The organism is Faecalibacillus sp. H12 (assembly GCF_013361255.1).
GTDB classification, from domain to species: domain Bacteria; phylum Bacillota_I; class Bacilli_A; order Erysipelotrichales; family Coprobacillaceae; genus Faecalibacillus; species Faecalibacillus intestinalis.
Genome location: NZ_JABWDK010000011.1, coordinates 41,991 through 64,368 on the forward strand (window position 1 = coordinate 41,991; position 22,378 = coordinate 64,368).

Annotated in this window: 17 protein-coding genes; 16 read left to right on the forward strand and 1 reads right to left on the reverse strand. The window is 30.1% G+C overall.

All coding sequences use genetic code 11. The annotated features are described in order from the left end of the window. Window positions 1-10: 10 nt before the first annotated feature. The 12 genes from ruvB (at window position 11) to HUU89_RS08855 (ending at window position 17,618) form a co-directional block, all read left to right on the forward strand. Window positions 11-1,000, forward strand: a complete 990-nt coding sequence (gene ruvB, locus HUU89_RS08800) for a Holliday junction branch migration DNA helicase RuvB (RefSeq protein ID WP_022002220.1) — start codon at window positions 11-13, stop codon at window positions 998-1,000. After that, window positions 993-1,451, forward strand: a complete 459-nt coding sequence (locus tag HUU89_RS08805) for a ComEA family DNA-binding protein (RefSeq protein WP_175301556.1) — start codon at window positions 993-995, stop codon at window positions 1,449-1,451. Before ruvB ends, HUU89_RS08805 begins: the two co-directional genes overlap by 8 nt. Then, entirely contained in the window at window positions 1,442-3,448 is a 2,007-nt protein-coding gene (locus tag HUU89_RS08810; protein WP_175301557.1) for a ComEC/Rec2 family competence protein, read from the forward strand. Before HUU89_RS08805 ends, HUU89_RS08810 begins: the two co-directional genes overlap by 10 nt. Window positions 3,449-3,471: 23 nt before the next feature. Further along, window positions 3,472-4,422, forward strand: a complete 951-nt coding sequence (holA, locus tag HUU89_RS08815) for a DNA polymerase III subunit delta (protein WP_175301558.1) — start codon at window positions 3,472-3,474, stop codon at window positions 4,420-4,422. An 8-nt stretch (window positions 4,423-4,430) separates the two neighbouring features. Then, the gene (locus HUU89_RS08820; RefSeq protein WP_032091584.1) at window positions 4,431-5,642 is read left to right on the forward strand and encodes an L-serine ammonia-lyase, iron-sulfur-dependent, subunit alpha; all 1,212 of its coding nucleotides are present in this window, start codon (window positions 4,431-4,433) and stop codon (window positions 5,640-5,642) included. Beyond that, window positions 5,632-6,720: a radical SAM family heme chaperone HemW gene (gene hemW / locus HUU89_RS08825; RefSeq protein WP_175301559.1), complete on the forward strand. Its 1,089-nt coding sequence runs from the start codon at window positions 5,632-5,634 to the stop codon at window positions 6,718-6,720. The genes HUU89_RS08820 and hemW overlap by 11 nt, the downstream gene beginning before the upstream one ends. 51 nt (window positions 6,721-6,771) lie before the next feature. Continuing rightward, entirely contained in the window at window positions 6,772-8,415 is a 1,644-nt protein-coding gene (locus tag HUU89_RS08830) for an AAA family ATPase (protein ID WP_032091582.1), read from the forward strand. Window positions 8,416-8,554: 139 nt separating this feature from the next. Next, window positions 8,555-9,583 carry a heat-inducible transcriptional repressor HrcA gene (gene hrcA, locus HUU89_RS08835; RefSeq protein ID WP_032091581.1) on the forward strand — a complete coding sequence of 343 codons (1,029 nt, stop codon included), beginning with the start codon at window positions 8,555-8,557 and terminating at the stop codon, window positions 9,581-9,583. Between the two features lie 2 nt (window positions 9,584-9,585). Then, the gene (gene grpE, locus HUU89_RS08840) at window positions 9,586-10,143 is read left to right on the forward strand and encodes a nucleotide exchange factor GrpE (RefSeq protein ID WP_032091580.1); all 558 of its coding nucleotides are present in this window, start codon (window positions 9,586-9,588) and stop codon (window positions 10,141-10,143) included. An 18-nt stretch (window positions 10,144-10,161) separates the two neighbouring features. Then, on the forward strand, window positions 10,162-11,979 hold the full coding sequence (gene dnaK / locus HUU89_RS08845) for a molecular chaperone DnaK (protein ID WP_032091579.1): 1,818 nt from the start codon (window positions 10,162-10,164) through the stop codon (window positions 11,977-11,979). 61 nt (window positions 11,980-12,040) lie between these two features. Then, window positions 12,041-13,162, forward strand: a complete 1,122-nt coding sequence (gene dnaJ / locus HUU89_RS08850; RefSeq protein WP_022002211.1) for a molecular chaperone DnaJ — start codon at window positions 12,041-12,043, stop codon at window positions 13,160-13,162. A gap of 658 nt (window positions 13,163-13,820) precedes the next feature. After that, the gene (locus tag HUU89_RS08855) at window positions 13,821-17,618 is read left to right on the forward strand and encodes a family 20 glycosylhydrolase (protein WP_175301560.1); all 3,798 of its coding nucleotides are present in this window, start codon (window positions 13,821-13,823) and stop codon (window positions 17,616-17,618) included. Window positions 17,619-17,881: 263 nt separating this feature from the next. Here HUU89_RS08855 and rpmB read toward each other — a convergent pair whose 3' ends face one another. Beyond that, window positions 17,882-18,067, reverse strand: coding sequence for a 50S ribosomal protein L28 (rpmB, locus tag HUU89_RS08860; protein ID WP_022002209.1), 186 nt, complete (start codon window positions 18,065-18,067; stop codon window positions 17,882-17,884). A 286-nt stretch (window positions 18,068-18,353) separates the two neighbouring features. Between rpmB and HUU89_RS08865 the strand changes: the two genes are divergently transcribed. The 4 genes from HUU89_RS08865 to HUU89_RS08880 all read left to right on the forward strand — a co-directional run bounded on the left by HUU89_RS08865 (window position 18,354) and on the right by HUU89_RS08880 (window position 22,239). After that, on the forward strand, window positions 18,354-18,710 hold the full coding sequence (locus tag HUU89_RS08865) for an Asp23/Gls24 family envelope stress response protein (protein WP_022002208.1): 357 nt from the start codon (window positions 18,354-18,356) through the stop codon (window positions 18,708-18,710). Between the two features lie 12 nt (window positions 18,711-18,722). Beyond that, window positions 18,723-20,384: a DAK2 domain-containing protein gene (locus HUU89_RS08870; RefSeq protein WP_175301561.1), complete on the forward strand. Its 1,662-nt coding sequence runs from the start codon at window positions 18,723-18,725 to the stop codon at window positions 20,382-20,384. A 1,130-nt stretch (window positions 20,385-21,514) separates the two neighbouring features. Further along, on the forward strand, window positions 21,515-21,868 hold the full coding sequence (locus HUU89_RS08875; RefSeq protein WP_175301562.1) for a hypothetical protein: 354 nt from the start codon (window positions 21,515-21,517) through the stop codon (window positions 21,866-21,868). A gap of 8 nt (window positions 21,869-21,876) precedes the next feature. Further along, window positions 21,877-22,239, forward strand: a complete 363-nt coding sequence (locus tag HUU89_RS08880; RefSeq protein ID WP_256187412.1) for a substrate-binding domain-containing protein — start codon at window positions 21,877-21,879, stop codon at window positions 22,237-22,239. The last annotated feature ends 139 nt before the right edge of the window (window positions 22,240-22,378 follow it).

Here is a 22,378-nt window from a genome sequence, read left to right on the forward strand (position 1 = left end):
GAGGGAAAACATGAACGAGGTTTTAGATCCTGAAATTGTAGAAGATGATGAAAGTTCGCTTCGTCCAAGTGATTTTGATGAATATATTGGACAAACAAATCTTAAAGAAAATTTAAAAGTGTTTGTAGGGGCTGCAAAGCTTCGTGATGAGTCGTTAGATCACGTTTTACTTTATGGACCACCAGGTTTAGGAAAAACAACTATGTCAATGATCATTGCTCATGAAATGGGAACTCATATTAAAATTACAACAGGTCCAAGTATTGAAAAAACAGGGGATCTAGTAGCTATTTTAACAGCTCTTGAACCAGGTGATGTTTTATTTATTGATGAAATTCATCGTTTAAATAAAGTGGTAGAAGAAATTTTATATCCAGCGATGGAAGATTTTTGTGTTGATGTTGTTATCGGAAAAGAAGCATCTACAAGATCGGTAAGAATTGATTTACCACCTTTTACCCTTGTTGGAGCAACAACGAGAGCAGGTGATTTATCAGCACCATTAAGAGACCGTTTTGGTATTGTTTCAAAATTAGAATATTATAGTGAAGAAGAACTGACTCAAATTATTGATCGTACAAGTCGTGTGTATAATATTGTTATGGATGATGATGCTAAAAGGGAACTTGCAAGAAGAAGTCGTGGGACACCACGTATTGCAAATAGATTATTTAGAAGAGTTAGAGACTTTTCACAGTTTTATGGCGATGCAACAATTACAAGAGATAGAACAATTGAAGCATTAGAAAGATTAAAAGTAGACAATTTAGGATTAGATGATGTTGATCATAAGTATTTATTAGGAATCATTCATCGTTTTAAAGGAGGACCTGTAGGACTTGAAGCAATTGCTGCATCTATTGGGGAAGAACCACAAACTTTAGAAGATGTCAATGAGCCTTATTTATTACAAATTGGTTTGATTAAAAGAACGCCAAGAGGACGTATAGCAACAGCTGAGGCTTATCGTCATTTAAATATTGAACAAGATTATGAATAGTTTTGAAAAGATAGGACTTATTGTCCTATTTTTTATTTCTCTCATTTATAGTTATGTAAAGCCAACAGCTATTGTTGAAAATATTCAAACCAAACAAAATATTATTATTTATGTAGAAGGAGAGTTTGAACAAAAACTCTCCTTTAAAACAAAACCAACAATTAATGATGTTTTAACAAAACTGCAAACAGATAACCATTATCAATTTAATGAAAATTATCAACTTACAAATGAAAGTAAACTTTATTTACCTCATGGTCAAAATCTGATTTCATTAAATCATGCTTCACTTGATGATTTAATGACATTAAAAGGAATAGGAGAAAAAACAGCCATAAAGATCGATGAGTATCGACAAAAAACACCATTTCAAACAATTGAAGATTTAATGAATATTCAAGGAATTGGTGAAAAGACATATCTTCGATTAAGGGAGTATTTATGTTTATAAAAGGAAAAGGTTTTTATCTAGCACTTCCTTTATTGGTGGTTGTTTTAGCTAAAATGTTACATCCTATTTTATATGTATTTCTTATTTTTTATTTTATTTTTCTGTATTTAAAACATTTTAAAATACTATTGAGTGTAAGTTTACTGTTATCATTTCTCTTATTTCTCTTTTTTTATTTACCACAACCTTTAAATCAAAATGAAATTTCAGGAAAGGTCGTAAGTAAAGACGATCAAAGTATTGTTGTCAAGAGGGGATATCATAAAGTAAAGGTTTATGGAGAATTTAAAAATATCTCGTTGTTTGATGATATTTCTTTGATAGGAAAACCTTATAACTTCCATCAAATACAAAATGATTATGCGTTTAATTATCAATATTATTTATATAGTTTAAATATTTTTGATACTTTACAACTTGAAAAAATAAAAAGTAATCAACATCAAGATCATCTATATCATTATTTAGAAAAAAGAATCAAGACATCTTCCAAAGTAAAAAGTCTGTTATCTTTATTTATTTTAGGAACAAAAGATGAACAGATGAAAGAATATTATCAAAAGTTAACGCAACTCTCGATTGTTCATTTATTTGCTCTTTCGGGTATGCATCTTACAATTTTACAGAAATGGTTGATGAATTTTTTAAAATTCTTTTTTTCAAAAAAAGGACAAAAATGTATATCTCTTATATTGATTGGGGTTTACATGTTTAGTATTCCTTATAATATTTCTTATTTAAGAGCGTATCTAATGCTTTTTTTACCAATGATTTTTGGTAAATGGTTAAATCAGTTGGATATTTTTTCTTTTTTAACAGTTGGTATGTTAATGTATAATCCTTATTTGATTTATAATTTATCTTTTATTTTTTCTTATTTGATTTATTTTTTTATTTTACTTTTACAAAACCAAAAAGCAGGGAAATATTATTTATTTTTAGGTTCAATTCCCATTATTATTTCTATTCAACATGTTTTACCGGTGTTTTCTTTTTTGATAGGTATTCTTCTAATGCCTTATATAGAAATGATTTATAAAAGTATGCTTTATTATTTATTACTTGGAAAATATGTTTTACCTTTTTTATCTTTAGAATATGAATTGTTATTAAAAATGATTGCTTTTATTTATGATTTTTCTTTTACATTGCTTTTTAGTCAACCGACTTTATTTTTTATAGGTGTTTATTATTATCTTTATTTAAAAGGAATTTATAAATTGAATGTCAATAGAACAGTAACCCAAGAAGTATGTCTATTATTAAGTGTGTTACTTGCTTTTTATTTTTATCCTTATTACAACATGAAAGGACAAGTTGTGATGATTGATGTGGGCCAAGGGGATTGTTTTTTTATTCAACAGCCTTATGCCAGAGGAAATGTATTGATTGATACTGGGGGATTACAAAAGAGTGATCTTGCGACTTCTCGGTTGATTCCTTATTTACAAAGTCAGGGCGTTTTTTATTTGGATGCCGTTTTTATTTCACATGAAGACTATGATCATTGCGGAGCGTTAGCGTCTTTGAAAGAACATTTTAAAGTTAAAAATGTTTTCTATGATTTTAAAAAAAAGAAAATTGGCGATTTAGTTTTTAAAAATTTAGCTTTAGATAAATATTATACAAATTCAAATGATCGCTCTTCTATTATTTACGTGACTATCAACCATTTAAATTATTTATTTACAGGTGATATTTCTAAAGAGGTAGAAAGTGATTTATATCAGACATATCATCATTTAGATGTCGACGTTTTAAAAGTGGCGCATCATGGAAGTAGCAGTTCTTCAAGTGAAGATTTGTTTAAAATGATTGATCCTAAAGTAGCACTTATTTCTGTAGGAAAGAATAATCGTTATAGACATCCATCTTATTTAACATTAAAAAGATTAGAAGCATATGGGGTGAAAATTTATCGCAGTGATCTTCAAGGAATGGTTAAGATTGTTTATTATGTAGGTAAGAATTATGTCATGACTTCAAGTGGTTTTTAGTTTATAATAGCTATGGTGATGATATGTTATATGTATTATATGGAACAGAGAGATTACTGATGGATCAACGTTTAGATAAGTTAAAAAAAGATCATCATTGTAATCAAGAACAGATGAATTATACAGTTTATGATGTTTCTAAAGAGGGAATGAAAGTTGTTTTAGAAGATGTAATGACACCTCCTTTTTTAAGTGATGAAAAAATGGTTGTTATTAAAAAAGCAGATTTTCTAACAACCAAAAAAATAAAAAAAGATAATCATGATATAGATTATTTTATGCAATGTTTACCTTATTTAGATAAAACAGTGCATCTTGTTATTTTTAATGATGAAAAGAATTTTGATGAAAGAAAAAAAGTTGTCAAGATGTTAAGAAAAGAAGCACAGTTTTATGAAATCAATCCTTTAAATTATTATAAAGTTTCTGATACAGCAAGACAGGCTGTTAAAAAAAGAAATTGTACTATTGATGATGATGCTTTAGAGTTACTTTTAAGTAGAAAAGGAACAAATTTAATGGATATTGCTAGTGAAATAGAAAAGCTTTGTTTATATACACAGCATATTGATATTCATTGTGTTGAAGAACTTGTCAATCGTCCCTTAGATGAAAATGTTTTTGATTTAACAACAGCTATTTTAAGTAAAGATAAACAAAAGATGATGTCTATTTATAAAGATTTAATGACAATTAATGAAGAACCAGTTAAATTGATTGTTTTGGTAGCTAATTCTATGCGTTTGATTTATCAAGTAAAATTATTAGATAGAAAAGGGTATACTGATCAAGAAATTGCTAAAATGTTGGCAGTTAATCCTTTTCGTTTGAAATATGTAAGAAAAGAAGGCCAATTTTTTCAAATAGATGAACTACTTAGATGTTTAAATGAATTATCTTTATTGGATGTTAAAATTAAGACGGGACAAATAGATAAAAAATTAGGCTTAGAATTATTTATGTTAAGAATATAGGAGAAATTATGGAATCATTAAGAGAATTGTTTAAGATAGGATTTGGACCATCCTCTTCACATACAATGGGTCCTCAAAGAGCAGCTTCTAAAATAAAAGAACAGTATCCAAATGCTTCACGTTTCGAAGTTGAATTATATGGGTCGCTTGCCTTAACTGGAAAAGGTCATTTAACAGATTATATTATTAAACAAACATTGGGCAAGCAAACGATTGTTCGTTTTAAAAGTGATCGTTTACCTTATCATCCAAATGGCATGAAATTTTATGTGTACCAAGATGAAAAAATTCTTGATACAATTACTGCTTATTCTATAGGTGGAGGAACTGTTGAATATGAAGGAAGTAAGTTGCAACAAACAAAACAAATCTATCCTCATAAAAATCTTAAAGAAATTATTCAATATATTGAAGACAATGGTATTTCCTTCTATGATTATGTTTTAAATTATGAAGATGAACATTTTAAGGCCTACTTATTTGAAGTGTTAGATAGTATGTTTACCTGTGTACAAAATGGCTTACATCATGAAGGAGTGATTCCTGGAAGGTTACAACTAAAAAGAGTTGCTAAAAGTATGTATCAACAAGCAATCAATACGCGAAGAGAAAGTGATCGAGAAAGATTGCTTGTTTCAAGCTATGCTTATGCTGTTTCTGAGGAAAATGCCTGTGGTAATAAAATTGTTACTGCGCCAACATGTGGAGCAAGTGGAATTTTACCAGCTGTTTTATTTTATTGTTATAAACAATTAGAAATTCCTCGTAAAGAATTGATCAAAGCTTTAGCGGTTGCTGGTTTATTTGGAAATGTCATTAAACATAATGCGACAATTTCAGGGGCTGATGGCGGATGTCAAGCAGAAGTTGGCAGTGCTTGTGCAATGGCTGCAGCAGCCTATGGTTGGATTTTAGAACTTAATAATTCTTTAATTGAATATGCTGCAGAGATGGGGCTTGAACATAATTTAGGACTAACATGTGATCCGGTTGGTGGCTATGTTCAAATTCCTTGTATTGAAAGAAATGGTTTTGGTGCTTTACGTGCAATCGATGCAGCAAGTTATGCTAAACAATTAGGTTATTTAAGAAAGAACAAAGTTTCATTTGATTCAATTGTGAATGTTATGAAAGAAACTGGAAAAGATTTAAATAGTGCTTATAAGGAAACTTCTTTAGGTGGACTAGCAAAGGAATTTGGTTTAAAAGATGGAGACTAGAAGTTTATATGTACACATTCCTTTTTGTGAATCTATTTGTAGTTATTGTGATTTTTGCAAGGTCTATTATGATCAAAAACAAAGTGATCTCTATTTACAAAGATTAAATGAAGAATTATCACAAATAGAGCAACATCATTTAAAAACGATTTATATTGGAGGGGGAACCCCTAGTGCTTTAAATGATGAACAATTAGAAAAATTAATGTCAATGTTAAAACCCTATAGTTTAGAAGTGGAAGAATATTGTATGGAAGTTAATCCAGAGTCAATGGATTATTATAAGTTAAAGATTTTAAAAAAAGGTGGTATTAATCGTTTAAGTATTGGTGTACAAACGTTTCAAAATCATTTATTAAAAGAAATAGAGCGTCATCATAATACAATCCAAGTAAAAAATATTATTAAATATGCTAAAGAAATAGGTTTTGATAATATCTCAATTGATTTGATGTATGGTTTACCAAAACAAACAAAAGAAGATATTCAAAAGGATATAGAAGTTTTAAAATCTTTAGATTTGCAACATGTTTCTTATTATTCTTTGATTTTAGAAGAAGGAACGATTTTAAAATATAAAAATTATCAACCTTTAGATGAAGAAAACGAATATCAATTAACATTATTCATTGATCAAGAATTAGAAAAAATAGGTTTTGAAAAATATGAAATTTCTAATTATGCTAAACAAGGATATCAATCGAAACATAATCTTATGTATTGGTACTATAATAATTATTATGGAATAGGATTAGGTGCTTGTAGCAAAATTGATGGACAAATTATAGAACATAGTCGATCACTTACTAAATATTTAAATGGTGATTTTAAAACAACAACAATTGATGAAACAAAAGAAGAAACAATGTTTAATCAAATAATGATGTCACTTCGTTTAAAAGAAGGGCTAGATTTAAATAAATTTAAAGAAAGATATCAAGAAGATGCCCGTATTCTATATAAAGAAGCGATTACTAGAAATATAGAAAAGGGTAGATTGATGATTGAAAATGATTATTTAAAAGCAACTCAAGAAGGTCAGTATGTTTTAAATGATATATTAATTGATTTTATGTAAAGTGGTATACGGATAATAAATGGTTTATAATAAAACAAAGAGGTGATGAACATGAAGGCAATACCAACAGGGGTATATGATTATCGAGAATTGAAACAAGAAAATTATTATTCTGTTGATAAAACATTAATGATTAAAGATTTTCTAGAAAGAAAAAGTAAAGTAACATTAGTGACTAGACCTAGAAGATTTGGTAAAACGATCAATATGTCAATGATGTCAGAATTCTTTGATATTACGAAAGATTCTAAAGAAATCTTTAAAGGTACGAAAATCATGGATACACCTTATGCAAGTGAGTTAAACCAATACCCAACGATCTTTATTTCTTTTGCAGACGCAAAAGAAAATAAAGAAACAATTGTTAAGTATATAAAAACACAATTACAAAATGAATATATACGATATCATTTTATATTTAATCAATTAAATGAATTAGAGCAAAATGATTATTTATATATTTTAGAGGGATTAAAGAATAAGAATAATGGTATTCTTAATGATGTGGATAATGCTATTGTATTTTTAATGCGTTGTTTAAAGAAATACTATGGAAAAGATGTTATGCTGTTTATTGATGAATATGATACACCTTTTATAGAAGCAAAAACTGGGAATTTTTATCAAGAACTCAAGGGAAGTCTAGCAACCTTACTTAGAAGTTCACTTAAGAATTCAGAAGATTTAAAATATGCCTTTATTACAGGAATACAAAGAGTAGCTAAAGAAAATATCTTCAGTGATTTAAATAATTTAGATGTCTATACTGTTTGTGACAGAGAATATAGCGAATACTTTGGTTTTGATAGTGATGAAACAAAAAAATTACTAGAATATTATGGATTAGAATTGAATAATGAAGTGAAAGAAATGTATGATGGCTATCATATAGGCAATCAGGATATTTATAATCCATGGTCAATTATGAATTACGCTAAAAGAAAGAAACTCATTTCTTATTGGGTCAATACCAGTGCCAACAGTATGATCAAGACAGCTTTAAAACAAGCAAACTATACATTTAAAAATCAATATGATAAACTCATTAAAGATGGTAAACTTGATACCTATGTTTCAATGCAGACAAGTTTCTTTGAAGAAGCAGATAACTCAACTTTATGGGGATTGTTTGTCAATGCAGGGTATCTTACAGTTACAAAAGAAATAGATCTTTTAAAAGGCAAATATCGTATAGAAATACCAAATAAAGAAGTGAAACAGGAATTTATAAAATTGACAGAATATCAGTTAGGATTAAGCAGTGGAACATTAGATACAGTAACTGAAAGTCTAGCCAAAGAAGATCAAGAAACATTTTTAGAAAGCTATCAAGAAATCTTAATGGTACCAAGTTATCATGATTTACAGAAAGAAAACAGTTATCATATGATGATGCTAGGAATGTGTTTATGTTTAAATAAAGATTATGAGATCATTTCTAATAGAGAAGTAGGAAAAGGAAGAGATGATCTCATCTTAAAAGCCAAAGATGAAAAGAAAACATCATTCGTCTTAGAATTCAAATATCTAAAAGAAGATAAAAAAGATCTTGAAAAAGCATTAGATGAATTATCTAATAAAGCTATTCAACAAATCAAGGATAATAAATATGATTATGGATTAAAAGGAAAAGTCATTTATATTGGACTTGCCCATCATGGTAAAGATGTAAGTATTAAATGGGTTGAAAGTTAAGGGCCTCTGTTAAGTAGACAGAGGTTCTTTATTTTACGATTTTTTTGATTTTTTAGCACCAAGTTATTGACAGTGCTAAAATAAAATGTATAATGTATTTAGCATAAGAGAAATAGGAGTGCTAAAGGTGGTGAACTTGATGTTAACAGCAAGACAAATGCTGATATTTAAATGTATAGTTGAAGAATTTATTGAAAATGCTGAACCGGTTGGATCCAAGGCATTGATGGTAAAATATCAACTTCCTTATTCAAGTGCAACGATTCGTAATGAAATGAATTTTCTAGAAAATTATGGTTATCTAGAAAAAACACATATTTCTTCTGGAAGAGTACCTTCTAAAGAAGGCTATCGTTTCTATGTTCATAATTTAGGAAAAGTTGATTTGGATGAAGGAACAAAAAATCAAGTTGCTACAATTATTAATAAGCATCGTCGAAATTTAAATGAGATGGTGCATGAAAGTTGTAACATGTTGAGTGAATTAACTCATCTTACAAGTGTTGCATTAGGAAATGCTTCAGATGATATGTTGCAACGCATCTCTGTTGTTCCTTTGGATGATGGACGTGTAACAGCAATTATCATTACAAGTCAAGGTCATGTTGAAAATAAAGTTTTCCAATTTTCAAGTGATGTAGAAATGGAAGATTTATTAAGTTGTGTTAATGTGATGAATGAATTATTGATAGGAACACCTATCAGTGAAGTAGCATTTCGTTTAGAACGAGATGTTCGACCAATTCTTACAACGCAAGTGAAGCAACATGAAGAATTATTTAATGCGTTTTTGGAAGCATTCGTTAAATTTGCTTCAAATAGTGTTTATTTTTCTGGAAAAGAAAATATTCTCTATCAACCAGAATTTAATGATGTGGATAAATTAAGAAGACTTGTAAGTGCTTTTGAAAATTCAAAAGTGTGGAAAACTCTACCATTATCGAGTGAGGATGGTATTCAAATCAATATTGGAAATGAAACACCTCTAGGAAAAATGAATGATGTTTCAGTAATCTCTGCTTCATTTAAAACAGGGGAAACATCAAAAGGTTCTATTTCGGTAATTGGTCCAACAAGAATGCCTTATGAAAAAGTAGTGGCATTAGTAGAGTATATATCTGAAAATATTGAAAAGGCTTGTTTAGAAGATAAACAAGATGAGAAATAGAGGTGAACAAATTGGCTGAGGAAACTAAAGTTGAAAAAGAAGTAACTGAAGAAGTTGAAGAAAACAAAGAAGCTGAGGCTGAAGTTGTTGAAGAGGAAAAAGTTGATCAAGAAGATCAAATTAAAATTCTTCAAGGTGAAGTTGATAAATGGAAAAATGATTATTATAAAGTGTTTGCGGATATGGAAAACATTAAAAGACGTATGCAAAATGAACATGCAAATAACTTAAAGTTCATGATGCAAGGTTTTATTGAACAAATGTTACCAATCGTTGATAACTTTGAAAGATCATTAGCAATTGAAAATCCAAGTGAAGAAGTGGCAAACTTCTTAAAAGGATATGAAATGATTTATAAACAAATCATGACATTATTAGAAAACCAAGGAGTTAAAGTGATTGAAGCTGAAGGTAAAGAATTTGATCCTAACTTCCATCAAGCAGTAATGACTGTAAGTGATGAAAACTTTAAACCTGGTATGGTTGTTGAAGAGTTACAAAAAGGTTATATGTTAAAAGATCGCGTTATTCGTGCATCTTTAGTAAAAGTAAGTGAATAAAATAGGAGGATTTATATTATGGCAAAAATTATTGGTATTGACTTAGGAACTACAAACTCATGTGTAAGTGTGTTAGAAAACAATGAAGTAAAAGTAATTGCAAACCCAGAAGGAAATCGTACAACTCCTTCAGTTGTATCTTTCAAAAATGGTGAAATTATTGTTGGGGAAGCTGCAAAAAGACAAGCAGTAACAAACCCTGATACAGTAATGTCGGTTAAACGTTATATGGGTACTGATCATAAAGAAAACGTAAATGGTAAATCTTATACACCACAAGAAATTTCAGCAATGATCTTACAAAACTTAAAAGCAACTGCTGAAGCTTATTTAGGTGAAACAGTAACAAAAGCAGTTATCACTGTACCTGCATATTTCAATGATGCTCAAAGACAAGCAACAAAAGATGCTGGTAAAATCGCTGGTTTAGATGTTGAACGTATCATCAACGAACCAACTGCTGCAGCATTAGCATTCGGTCTTGATAAATTAGATCAAGAACAAAAAGTATTAGTTTATGACTTAGGTGGTGGTACTTTCGACGTATCTATCTTAGACTTAGCTGATGGTACATTTGAAGTATTAGCTACTGCTGGTAACAATAAATTAGGTGGGGATGATTTCGATAAGAAAATCATGGACTACATCGTAGATGAATTCAAAAAAGAAAACGGAATTGATTTATCTAACGATAAAATGGCAATGCAACGTATTAAAGAAGCTGCAGAAAAAGCTAAAAAAGACTTATCTGGTGTAATGCAAACTCAAATTTCATTACCATTCATCTCAGCTGGTGCTGCTGGACCATTACACTTAGAATTATCATTAACAAGAGCTAAATTTGATGAAATTACAAGAGACTTAGTTGTAGCTACTGAAGGACCAGTTAGACAAGCATTAAGTGATGCTGGAATGCAACCAAGTGAAATCGATCAAGTATTATTAGTTGGTGGATCTACTCGTATTCCTGCTGTTCAAGAATCTGTTAAACGTTTACTTGGAAAAGAACCTAACAAATCAGTAAACCCAGATGAAGTTGTATCTATGGGTGCTGCTATCCAAGGTGGAGTTATCGCTGGTGACGTTAAAGATGTCTTATTATTAGATGTTACACCACTTTCATTAGGTATCGAAACAATGGGTGGAGTTATGACAGTATTGATTGAAAGAAATACTACAATTCCAACTACTAAATCACAAGTATTCTCTACTGCTGCTGATAATCAACCAGCTGTTGATATCAACGTATTACAAGGTGAAAGATCAATGGCTAGAGATAATAAACAATTAGGTTTATTCAAATTAGATGGTATCGAACCAGCTCCAAGAGGAGTACCTCAAATCGAAGTTACTTTCTCAATTGACGTTAACGGTATCGTAAATGTTAAAGCTAAAGATTTGAAAACTCAAAAAGAACAATCAATCGTTATTCAAAACTCTACAGGATTATCTGATGAAGAAATCGATCGTATGGTAAAAGAAGCTGAAGCTAATAAAGCTGAAGATGAAAAGAAACGTAAAGATATCGAAACAAGAAATAAAGCTGAACAAATGATCAATGAAATTGATAAAGCTTTAGCTGAACAAGGTGATAAGATTGATGCTAATCAAAAACAACAAGCAGAACAATTAAAAACTGAATTAAAAACTGCTTTAGATAACAATGATATGGCTACTCTTGAAGCTAAAATGTCAGAATTAGAACAAATGGCTCAACAAATGGCATCATATGCTTATCAACAACAACAAGCAAACCCTAATGGTGGTGCTGGACAAACAACATCAAATAACAATGATGATAATGTTGTTGATGCTGATTTCGAAGAAAAGAACTAATTACTTAAAAAACCAAGGTTCTTCCTTGGTTTTTTAAAAGTATTATAGAAAGGATGATTTTATGGCAAGTAAAAGAGATTTTTATGAAGTCTTAGGGATTTCAAAAACAGCAAACGCTGATGAAATAAAACGTGCATACCGTAAAAAAGCAAAACAATATCATCCCGATATCTGTAAAGAACCTGATGCAGAAGAAAAATTTAAAGAAGTTCAAGAAGCTTACGAAGTTTTATCTGATGATAATAAAAGAGCGGCTTATGATCGTTATGGACATGCAGCCTTTGAACAAGGTGCAGGTGGTGCTGGAGCCGGTGGCTTTGGTGGATTTGGTTTTGAAGATGTCGATTTAGGAGATATTTTTGGATCATTCTTTGGTGGCGGGGGAAGTCGTCGTCAAAGACAAAATGGACCACGTCGTGGTGATGATCATTTAATGCGTCTAGAAATTGATTTCATGGATGCAATCAATGGTGTTAAAAAAGATATTAAAGTAACTTATGATGCAGAATGTCCTCATTGTCATGGTAGTGGTGCAAAAACACCAAACGATGTACAAACATGTTCGCATTGTAATGGTACAGGAACTGTTTCTAAACAACAACAATCTCCATTTGGTACATTTGTAACACAAACAACATGTCCACATTGTAATGGTACCGGTAAAGAAATTAAAGTTAAATGTCCTGACTGTCATGGTAAAGGATATATTACAAAAACAGTTACTGTTCAATTAGATATCCCTGCTGGTATCAATGATGGTCAACAATTACGTGTTGCTGGTAAAGGTGGAAGAGGATCTAATGGTGGATCTAATGGTGACTTATTTGTAGAAATCCGTGTAAGAAACAATACACACTTTATTCGTGAAGGACGTAATATTTATGTTACAATTCCTATTAGTTCAGTTGATGCAACTTTAGGATGTGAGGTAGATGTACCAACAGTACAAGGTGACGTGAAAGTTAAAATTCCTGCAGGAACACAATCTGGAACAACTTTAAGATTAAAAGGTAAAGGTGTTAAAGATTTAAGAGGAAATGGATACGGAGATCAAATGGTTAAGGTTGAAGTTAAAATTCCTACAAAACTTTCTAGTAAAGAAAAATCATTGTATGAACAATTACAAAAATTAAGTAAAAAAGAATCTATCTTTGAATCATTTAAGAAAGGATTTAAAAGATAGAATAGCGAGTAAATATAGTGGGGTGAGTTCAGTTTCATCTCACTTTTTTGGCTTTTATAGTTGTATTGATAACTGGATTTTTGGGATGAATACAGTTTTTAAGCGTTTATTAATGGATAAAAAATTTTTTGTAATTGTAGTAGTTTGTTATGTTTTTTATTAATTGTTAAAAAAATCACAAAAAGCGGGATAATATGTTAAATATTATTGAATATATATTTATATCATGATATGATTCTTATAGAAGTGAATGTGATGTTAGGTTTTTATAAAAAAATACGGTCATTTTATTTAAACCTAACCACTTTTTTTAGCGAGAAATGTAAGCGCTTAAACGGATGTTTGCAGTTTAAAAAGAAAATTAGGAAAGGGGTTAAATTAGTACTTAAATAATACGTAAAATACTGGTGAATGATTAATGTTGATGTTAAGGGGTATTATTTATAGTTTTATGACTCGCTTAAATAGGCATTCACAAATATAGCAGAATTACTATTCTATTATAATAATTTACTAATATTCTGTTATTGATAAAACAATTGATAATAATTAGCATAAATTAAAGTTTTAGATAAGGTTTTTGGTTTTATATACCTAATTTACATCATTAATAAAAACTAGTATATGTATTAATTTATTAATTTAAAGTGAGTAGAAAATGAAAGGAAAAGTATCGAAGAATAAGTTTCTTAAAGTAGTTTTACCGGCACTTTTGGTAGTTGCTATTATTTGTCAAGCAGTCGGTTTTCAGGCAGTTTTAGCTAAAGGCAATGTTGCAACAACATCTAGCGACAGTATTTCAAACCTTACAGATCAACAATTACAAGCATTAACAAATCCTATTCTTCAATCTTACAAAGCAGATAGTAGCCATAAAGTTTGGAAAATGACTGACGATAGTCGATTAGCTGTTTTAGCAAATCAAACTAATATCGAAAATGCAAGATTACAAGAAGTGGTAAAATTAGTAAATTCAGAATTTGTTGAAAAAGAAATTATTTCATCTCCGTTAGCAATGGTTTATGCTCAAGAAAAAGATGTGAGTTATGGAGATATTTTGATTGATATTGATCAAACAAGTTCAATTACTAGTAGCTCTAATAGTAAAGAAGCATATAAAATCACTATTGGAGAAAATGGAGTTCGTTTAACTGGTGCTAGTGAAAATGCTATTATGCACGGATTAAGAACAATCCAAAATTTGATTATTACTAACGATGGATTAGTTTACGGTGAAATCGTAGATTATCCAAATGTTGCAGAACGCAGAGTACATGTCGATTGTGCTAGAAAATATATTTCTAAAGATTGGTTTATTCGTCAAATTAGAGAAATGTCATATATGAAAATGAATGCTCTTCAAATTCATTTTTCTGAAAATATGGGATTTAGAATTGAATGTGAAACAGATCCATCTATCGTTTCTGATCAATATTTAACAAAGACAGAAGTGAGAGAAATATTAGCAGAAGCTAAAAAATATGGTATTAATGTTATTCCATCATTTGATAGTCCAGGTCATGTTGATCAAATTTTAAAAGCTCATCCAGAATATGGGCAAGTTAATACTAGTGGAAATCATTATAAATCTGGTTTAGATGTTACTAATCCTGAAGCTATTGCATATATTCGTAGTTTATATGATGAATATATGGATCTATTTGAAGGATGTACTGATTTCCATATTGGTGGCGATGAGTATATGGAGTTTGACCGTGCACCATTTACTACAGAATATAAGAGTGTATTAAATTCATATGCAGTTAAAAAATATGGTCAAGGATATATTTGGAAAGATGTAATTGCTGGATATATCAATGATTTAGCAGAATATGTACATAATCGTGGATTTACACCAAGAATTTGGAATGATGGTGTTTATTATGGTGAAAATTCTTATGAAGGTGCACAAAAAATAAAAATGCATGACTATATTGGAATTGATTTCTGGTCACAAATGTCATGGAATTCAAGTATTGCAAATTTACAAACATTCATTAATAAAGGCCATGATACAATTTACAATATCAATGCAAGCTTTTTCTATTATGTATTACGTAATAGTAAACCTACAGATGGCAGAGAACAACATTCATTTGATAACTTAAATGCAGATCGTAAAATCTATAATGAATGGTCACCTGGAAAATTCCAAGGAAATCCAGCTGTAAATGATGGTTCTGATTTTATCAAGGGTGCTTCATTGGCAATTTGGTGTGATAATCCAAATTTATGTAGTGAAGATGTAATTACTGAAGATATTGCTGATGAGTTACGTGCATTAGCTTCTAAATCATGGAATACAAGTAGTAATTCAATTACTGATTTTGATAGTTTCCAAGAAAATTATACTAAATTAGGTAATGTTGCTGGATTTGAAAAAGGATCTACATTACCAGATGTTGGGGAATTCTTAACAGCGGGTGATTTAGGTAAAATTACTATTCGTTTCGTAGATGAAAACAATCAAGAATTAAAACACGAAGTAATTAAATACGGAACAGTTGGTGAAAAATTTGAATTTAGTGCAGATCCTATTTATGGATATCGTGTAATTGATAATAAACCAATTACTGGTACTTATACTAAAGAAGGTGCTGTTTATGTATTTACTTATGAATTATATACAGATAAAGCAGCTTTAAATAATGAAGTAACAAATGCATTAAAAGAAAAAGATTATATCAATGAAACATTTAGTGAATATAAAACAGCATTAATAGCTGCTAAAGCTATTAATGATAAAACTGATGCAACACAGGCAGAAGTAGATGAAGTATATGATGAACTTATCGAAGCTAAAGCAAAAGCAGTTAAAATAGAATATTATTCATTATATGTACAAAGTACATATCCACTAAAACAAGATGATTATGTTGGTGGATATGAAGCATATAAACAAGCTGTAGATGCTGGTAAAGCATTATTATCTAGCGATACTTTAAATGCTGAGACTGCTAAAGGAGCTTATGAAGCAATTAAAACTGCTAAATCAAACTTAGTAAAACCTGATGGAAACATTCCAACAATTACCGCTACAGATAACTATTACGAAAAGAATCAATGGTATCCAACTAAAGAATATAGTTATGAAAAAATGTTAGATAACGATTTGAATACTAAGTGCTGGTTTGGACAAGAACAAGCAGCGGATAAAGAATTTAAATTTACTTTTCCTACAGCTGTCAACATGACAAGTGTTCAAGTTATTCAACCTTCTAATGTAGGTGCTGATGCTTTAAAAGGTGCAGATATTGAAGTTTCATTAGATGGTGAAACATGGACTAAAGTTGGATCAATTACGGAAAATGATTTAGATTACACAGCAACATTTGAAAAAACAGCAGTAAAATATGTCAGAGTCCGTTTAACTGTAGCTAAACCAGGTTATTGGTATCAAGTTTCTGAAGTAAAATTTGCTTATGAACAACCACAAGAAGATAACACTTTAAGAGATATGATTAATGAAGCTGAAGAATTAGATATAAGCGGTAAGTCTTCCGTTTTAGTGTCTAATATGGTTGATGCTTTAATCGCTGGTCAAAAGGAATATGTTAAAGGTACTACTGATACTACAACTGTAGAAACAAATTTAAGAAATGCTATCGATGCATTAAAAAATGCAGCTGATACTACTGATTTATCAAGATTAATAGAAGAAGTACAAAAATTAAACGAAGCTGATTATACAGTAGATTCATGGAATGATTTAAAAATTTCTTATAATAAGGCATTAAAAGTTTTAGAAAATAAAACTGCCACTCAAGAACAAGTTGATAAGGCTTATGATGATTTAGATAAGGCTATTAAAGGATTAATTGATGCTCCTATAGCAGCGGATAAAACAGAGTTATTAAAAATTATGGAAACAACTAAAGAATTAGTTGAAAAAGATTATACTCTTGAATCATGGAAAGTATTAAAAGATGCACTAGATGAAGCTAATAAGGTAGTGGCTGATGATAATGCTACTCAAGAACAAGTTGATAAGGCTTATGATGATTTAGATAAGGCTATTAAAGGATTAATTGATGCTCCTGTAATAGTAGATAAAAAAGAATTATCAAATGTTATTGAAACAACTAATGATTTTGTTGAAAAAGATTATACGGTAGATTCATGGAAAGCATTTAAAGAAGCATTAGATCATGCAAAAGATGTTTTACAAAATGAAAATACAACTCAAGATGAAGTTGATCAAGCTTTAGCATCTCTACAAGATGCCATTAAGAATTTAAAAACAGTTTCTCAAACTGGAAATAATGATCAACCAAATCAAAAACCAAATGATCAAATACAAACAAGTATTAAAAAAGAAGATGACAATAAAACATCATCAACAAAAAATAACTCTCATATAAAAACTGGTGATGATATGTCAGTTGTACCATATATTTTACTTATGGCAACAGCTGGGGGTTATATTGCACTTCAAAGAAGAAATAAAGAAGATTAAATAATAAAAGCTATATAACACATATAAATGTATGGCTATATAGTGATTTATGATTTAATAAAATGTGTTATAGACTTTTATAGTCAATTTGGAGTTAAAGATAAAAGACATCGGATTTATTGCTTTTAAGGTAATGATCGATGTCTTTTTTTTTGAAAATAAAATTTTGCTTTTGTTGTATTGTTTATACTTTCTACAGGTGTTTTGTTTTTTAATAAGTTGTTTATAAACAAAAAAACAGTACTATGTACTGTCTTCATCTATTATCCAGCTTTTCTTAATGTTCTTAACTCTTTAGCAGAAATTCTAACTTTTGTAGGTTTACCATCTACTAAAATAGTAGCTTTTTGTAAGTTAACATTCCATTTTCTTCTACTTGAGTTTAACGCATGAGAACGAGTGTTTCCTGATAATGGACCTCTACCACTGATTTGGCATTTTCTTGACATGTTCTTTCCCTCCTTTAGTAGTTGTTCTACGTACTGTGTTATATTAACATTATTTATAGTATAATGCAAACATTTTTTTACAAAAAAGCTTTTTTTATCAATATTTGTGATTATAAATACTTTATATAATGATAAAAATGAGTTAATTTGTATTTTTTTTTAATAATATGTGATATGATGGCTTGTGGTTGGAAAGATACTAAAAGAGTGATTATAATTTGTAAATATTATATTTTTAAGGTATAATAATGTTTGAACATGAAATCATTTTAAGGAGGATAACTTGATGATTGAAAAAAATACAAATTTAGGATCAGTAAATATTTCTTTAGATGTAGTTTCTACTGTAGCTGGTGGAGCTGCTACTGAATGTTATGGTGTAGTAGGTATGGCTAGCCAAAAGAAATTAAAAGATGGATTTTATGAATTATTAAAGAAAGAAAATTATTCTAAAGGAATTATTGCGAGTGATGGAGAAACTGGTTTAATTTTAGATTTATATATCATTTTAGGATATGGAATTAAAATTAATGAAATTTTAGTTGAAGTTCAAAAGAAAGTGAAATACGTTGTTGAATCAACATTAGATGTCAAAGTTGAGGCAGTTAATGTTTATGTTCAAGGACTTCGTAATATCGATTAGTGGAGGAAAAATATGCAAATACTTACAGGAAAGCTATTTAAAGAGATGGTTTTATGTGGTGCGAATACTCTTCATAATAATCATCCTGAAATAGATGCTTTAAACGTATTCCCTGTACCTGATGGGGATACTGGAACAAACATGTCTATGACTTTTAATGCTGGAGCAGCAGAAATCAAAGATATGGATAGTGACAATATTTATGATATTGCTAAAAAATTATCTAAAGGTTTATTGATGGGAGCACGTGGTAACTCAGGTGTTATCTTATCACAAATCTTTAGAGGATTTGCAATGGGATTAGAAGGTCATGAAAGCGTTGATGCTGTTGCTTTTGCCAATGCTTGGAAAAGTGGGGCAGAAGTTGCTTATAAAGCTGTTATGAGACCTGTTGAAGGAACTATTTTAACTGTTATTAGAGAAGCAAGTGAAAAGATCGTTGAATATACTCAACCAGGTATGGAAATTGAAGATGTTTTCTCTTATTTTGTAAAAGAAGCAGAAAATTCATTAGAAAGAACACCTGAATTACTTCCAGTATTAAAAGAAGTAGGTGTTGTTGATAGTGGTGGAGCAGGTTTATTATTAGTTTTAACTGGATTTATGGCTGCTTTAACAGGAGACCGTGTTGATTTTGTTGATATTAAATCAGAAGGTCAAGTAAATGCAGGAACTGAATTAGAATCTGGTGAAGAAGGATATGGATACTGTACAGAATTTATTGTTCGTCTTGAACCTTCATTAATTGATAAATTCTCAGAAAACCAATTAAAGAAAGAATTAGAAAGAATTCCAGGAAACAGTATTGTCGTTGTACAAGATGAAGATATCGTTAAAGTACACGTACATACATTAAAACCAGGTGAAGCTTTAAACTTAGCACAAAGATTTGGTGAATTTGTGAAGTTAAAAATTGAAAATATGCAAGAACAAGCAAATAACTTACAAAATGCTGCAGCAAGTCAAGGAAGTATTGTAGGTGTTGATGATAGCAAACCTCAAAAACGCGAAGCTAAAGAAACAGCTATTATTTCTGTTTGTGCTGGACAAGGTGTAGAAGATGCATTCTTAGAATTACATTGTGATTATGTTGTAAGTGGTGGACAAACAATGAATCCATCTACTGAAGATATGGTTGCAGCTGTTAAAGAAGTAAACGCTAAAAATGTTATTATCTTACCAAATAACTCTAATATTGTAATGACTGCTCAACAAACAGCTACAATCTTAGAAGGAGAAGTCAATGTTATTGTTATTCCAACAAAAACAATTCCTCAAGGATTATCAGCATGTGTTATGTATAATCCAGAAGTTTCATTAGAAGATAATATTGCTGAAATGGAAGATGCTGATGCTAATGTTAAAACTGGACAAGTAACATTTGCGATTAAAGATACAAACATCGATGGTGTTGAAATTAAAGCAAATGACTACATGGCTTTAGTCGAAAAAGATATCGTTGCATGTAAACCAAATAAATTAGATGCTTTAAAAGTATGTTTAGAAAAACTAGTAGATGAAGATTCTGAATTAATTACTTTACTTGTTGGTGAAGATGTTGTTGATGAAGAAGTAGAAGAAATCGAAAGCTACATTGAAGATAACTTTGATGCAGAAGTAGATATTATCGAAGGAAAACAACCTGTTTATTCATTTATTATTGGTGTCGAATAAGTGTGCAGAAAAAACGTTGATAAATTCAACGTTTTTTTGCTAATTGAACTTTTATTTAACGTTTACGTATAGTCTTTGTGAATGTTTGAATCTTTTGGACAATTTAATTGTATTTTCTAAAGTAATTGTATAGTATTAAGAGCAAAAAAGTGACTGCATTTTATAGTCACTTTTTCATTTTGTGCCAGGCATGGCACTAATCCAGTTGGAGATAAACCAACAACAGGTATTTACCGCCAAGTGTAATGAACCACAAGTTGTTGTCAGTGATGGCAAGGATGGAGGAAGTGGTGTAGTGATTCTTTTGAGCGTACGAACAGAAACTTGATATAAGGCTAAATGGTGGATAAGACTGCATACCAAGTCGAAGTCCAAAAGGTAAACGTAAAACCAAGACAGTAAATCAAGATGTTGTGAAAGTTAGAGGATTATTGAATTACCCCGGGAGGTCTTGTGAACAACGAATTCCAGTAAACTTTAAAAACAGTAATGGTACCGTTGGTCGAAAAAAGGGTTGTCACAAGAAGTCAGCTTAGGTCGTAGTAGGTAGGACACACAGTACTGAAGGATCTAATGTTTATATGATGTTTACTCATCATAAGCAATGTTTGAACAGTTCGAAATCGAGAATGGTCTCATAATTGGAAATCGTAATTCCATGGAGATGAAGGTAGAGGGAATGGTTTCAAATATATTTACGAGTGAAGGGTGTAGTAAGTTTGAAGAGACTTCTTAATCAATCAATTTTAAAGAGTTGGAGCTCCAAAATGATTAAAAAGTCTCTTGAGGCTTATTTTTTTATCTTAAAGACCAAAATTGTATTTTGTAAAAAACAATTTCAAAACATGTCCGTATTTTGTTTCGTCAGTACAGAGATTGTGTAAGGAACTTTAAAAAGATGACACGAAATCAAAAAAGATGCAGTAAGGGGGCTATAAAAAGCCCTCTGAGCATTTCGTTTAGTGTAAGAATCTTTTTTTACTTCTTACACGAACCTTGAAAACGAAACAGCCTGCCCGTAGTGATACCAGAACTGAATAGGCATTCAGCGTGTTATACAGTGCTATACTTTTGAACAGGAAATTAGAGACACTTATTACTTATCTGTTTTACAGGGAGTTGAAAAGTATTTGAAAAAGAAAAAAATTATTTCTACAAAGGTTAGATATGATGATCTGGGTATAAAAGAATCATTAGAAAATGTTGATGGTATTATCTGTATAGGTAAATTTGAAAGAGAGCATCTAGATTACTTCAATGAAATATCTAACAATATTATTTTACTGGATATGGATTTGTCACCAATAACGCAGACTGGTGTGTCGTTAGACTTTGATGATGCAATGTACAAGGTTGTTCAATATTTTCATTCAAAAGGTCATAATAAAATTGGCTTTATAGGAAGAAATGAATACAATGAAATATCTTTACAAGCTACAACCAGAAAAAAAGTTTTATTAAATATTGCGAATCTTTTGACATAGATTATGAAATTTTCCCAACTGAGCATGATATGACAGGAGATGCTGGATATTCTATTATCAACCATATTATTTCAGAGGGAAGAGTTCCATCTACAATCTTTTGTATTAATGATCCGATTGCAATGGGAGCAATGCAAGCACTTCTCGATGCAGAAATTAAAGTGCCGGAAGATGTATCAATTATTGGATTTAATGATGTTGAAGCATGTAATTTTACAAGACCTACATTATCAACCGTTTATGCACCGTCTTTTGAAATGGGAGAAATAGGTGCATCTGTTCTTCATCATATGATTACAGGAGATGATATACATTATCCTCGAAGAATTCAGTTACCATGTCAGTTGAAAATTAGAAACTCATGTAAGTAATAGGTACTAGAAAATTATTCTAGTATCTTTTTTTATTTCTAATTAGTAAATGTTTACTAAATTTAAGTAAAGCTATTTTAAATAATTTACTAAATTATATTGTAAAGTTTACTAAAAAGGTTTATTATATTCGTGAAAA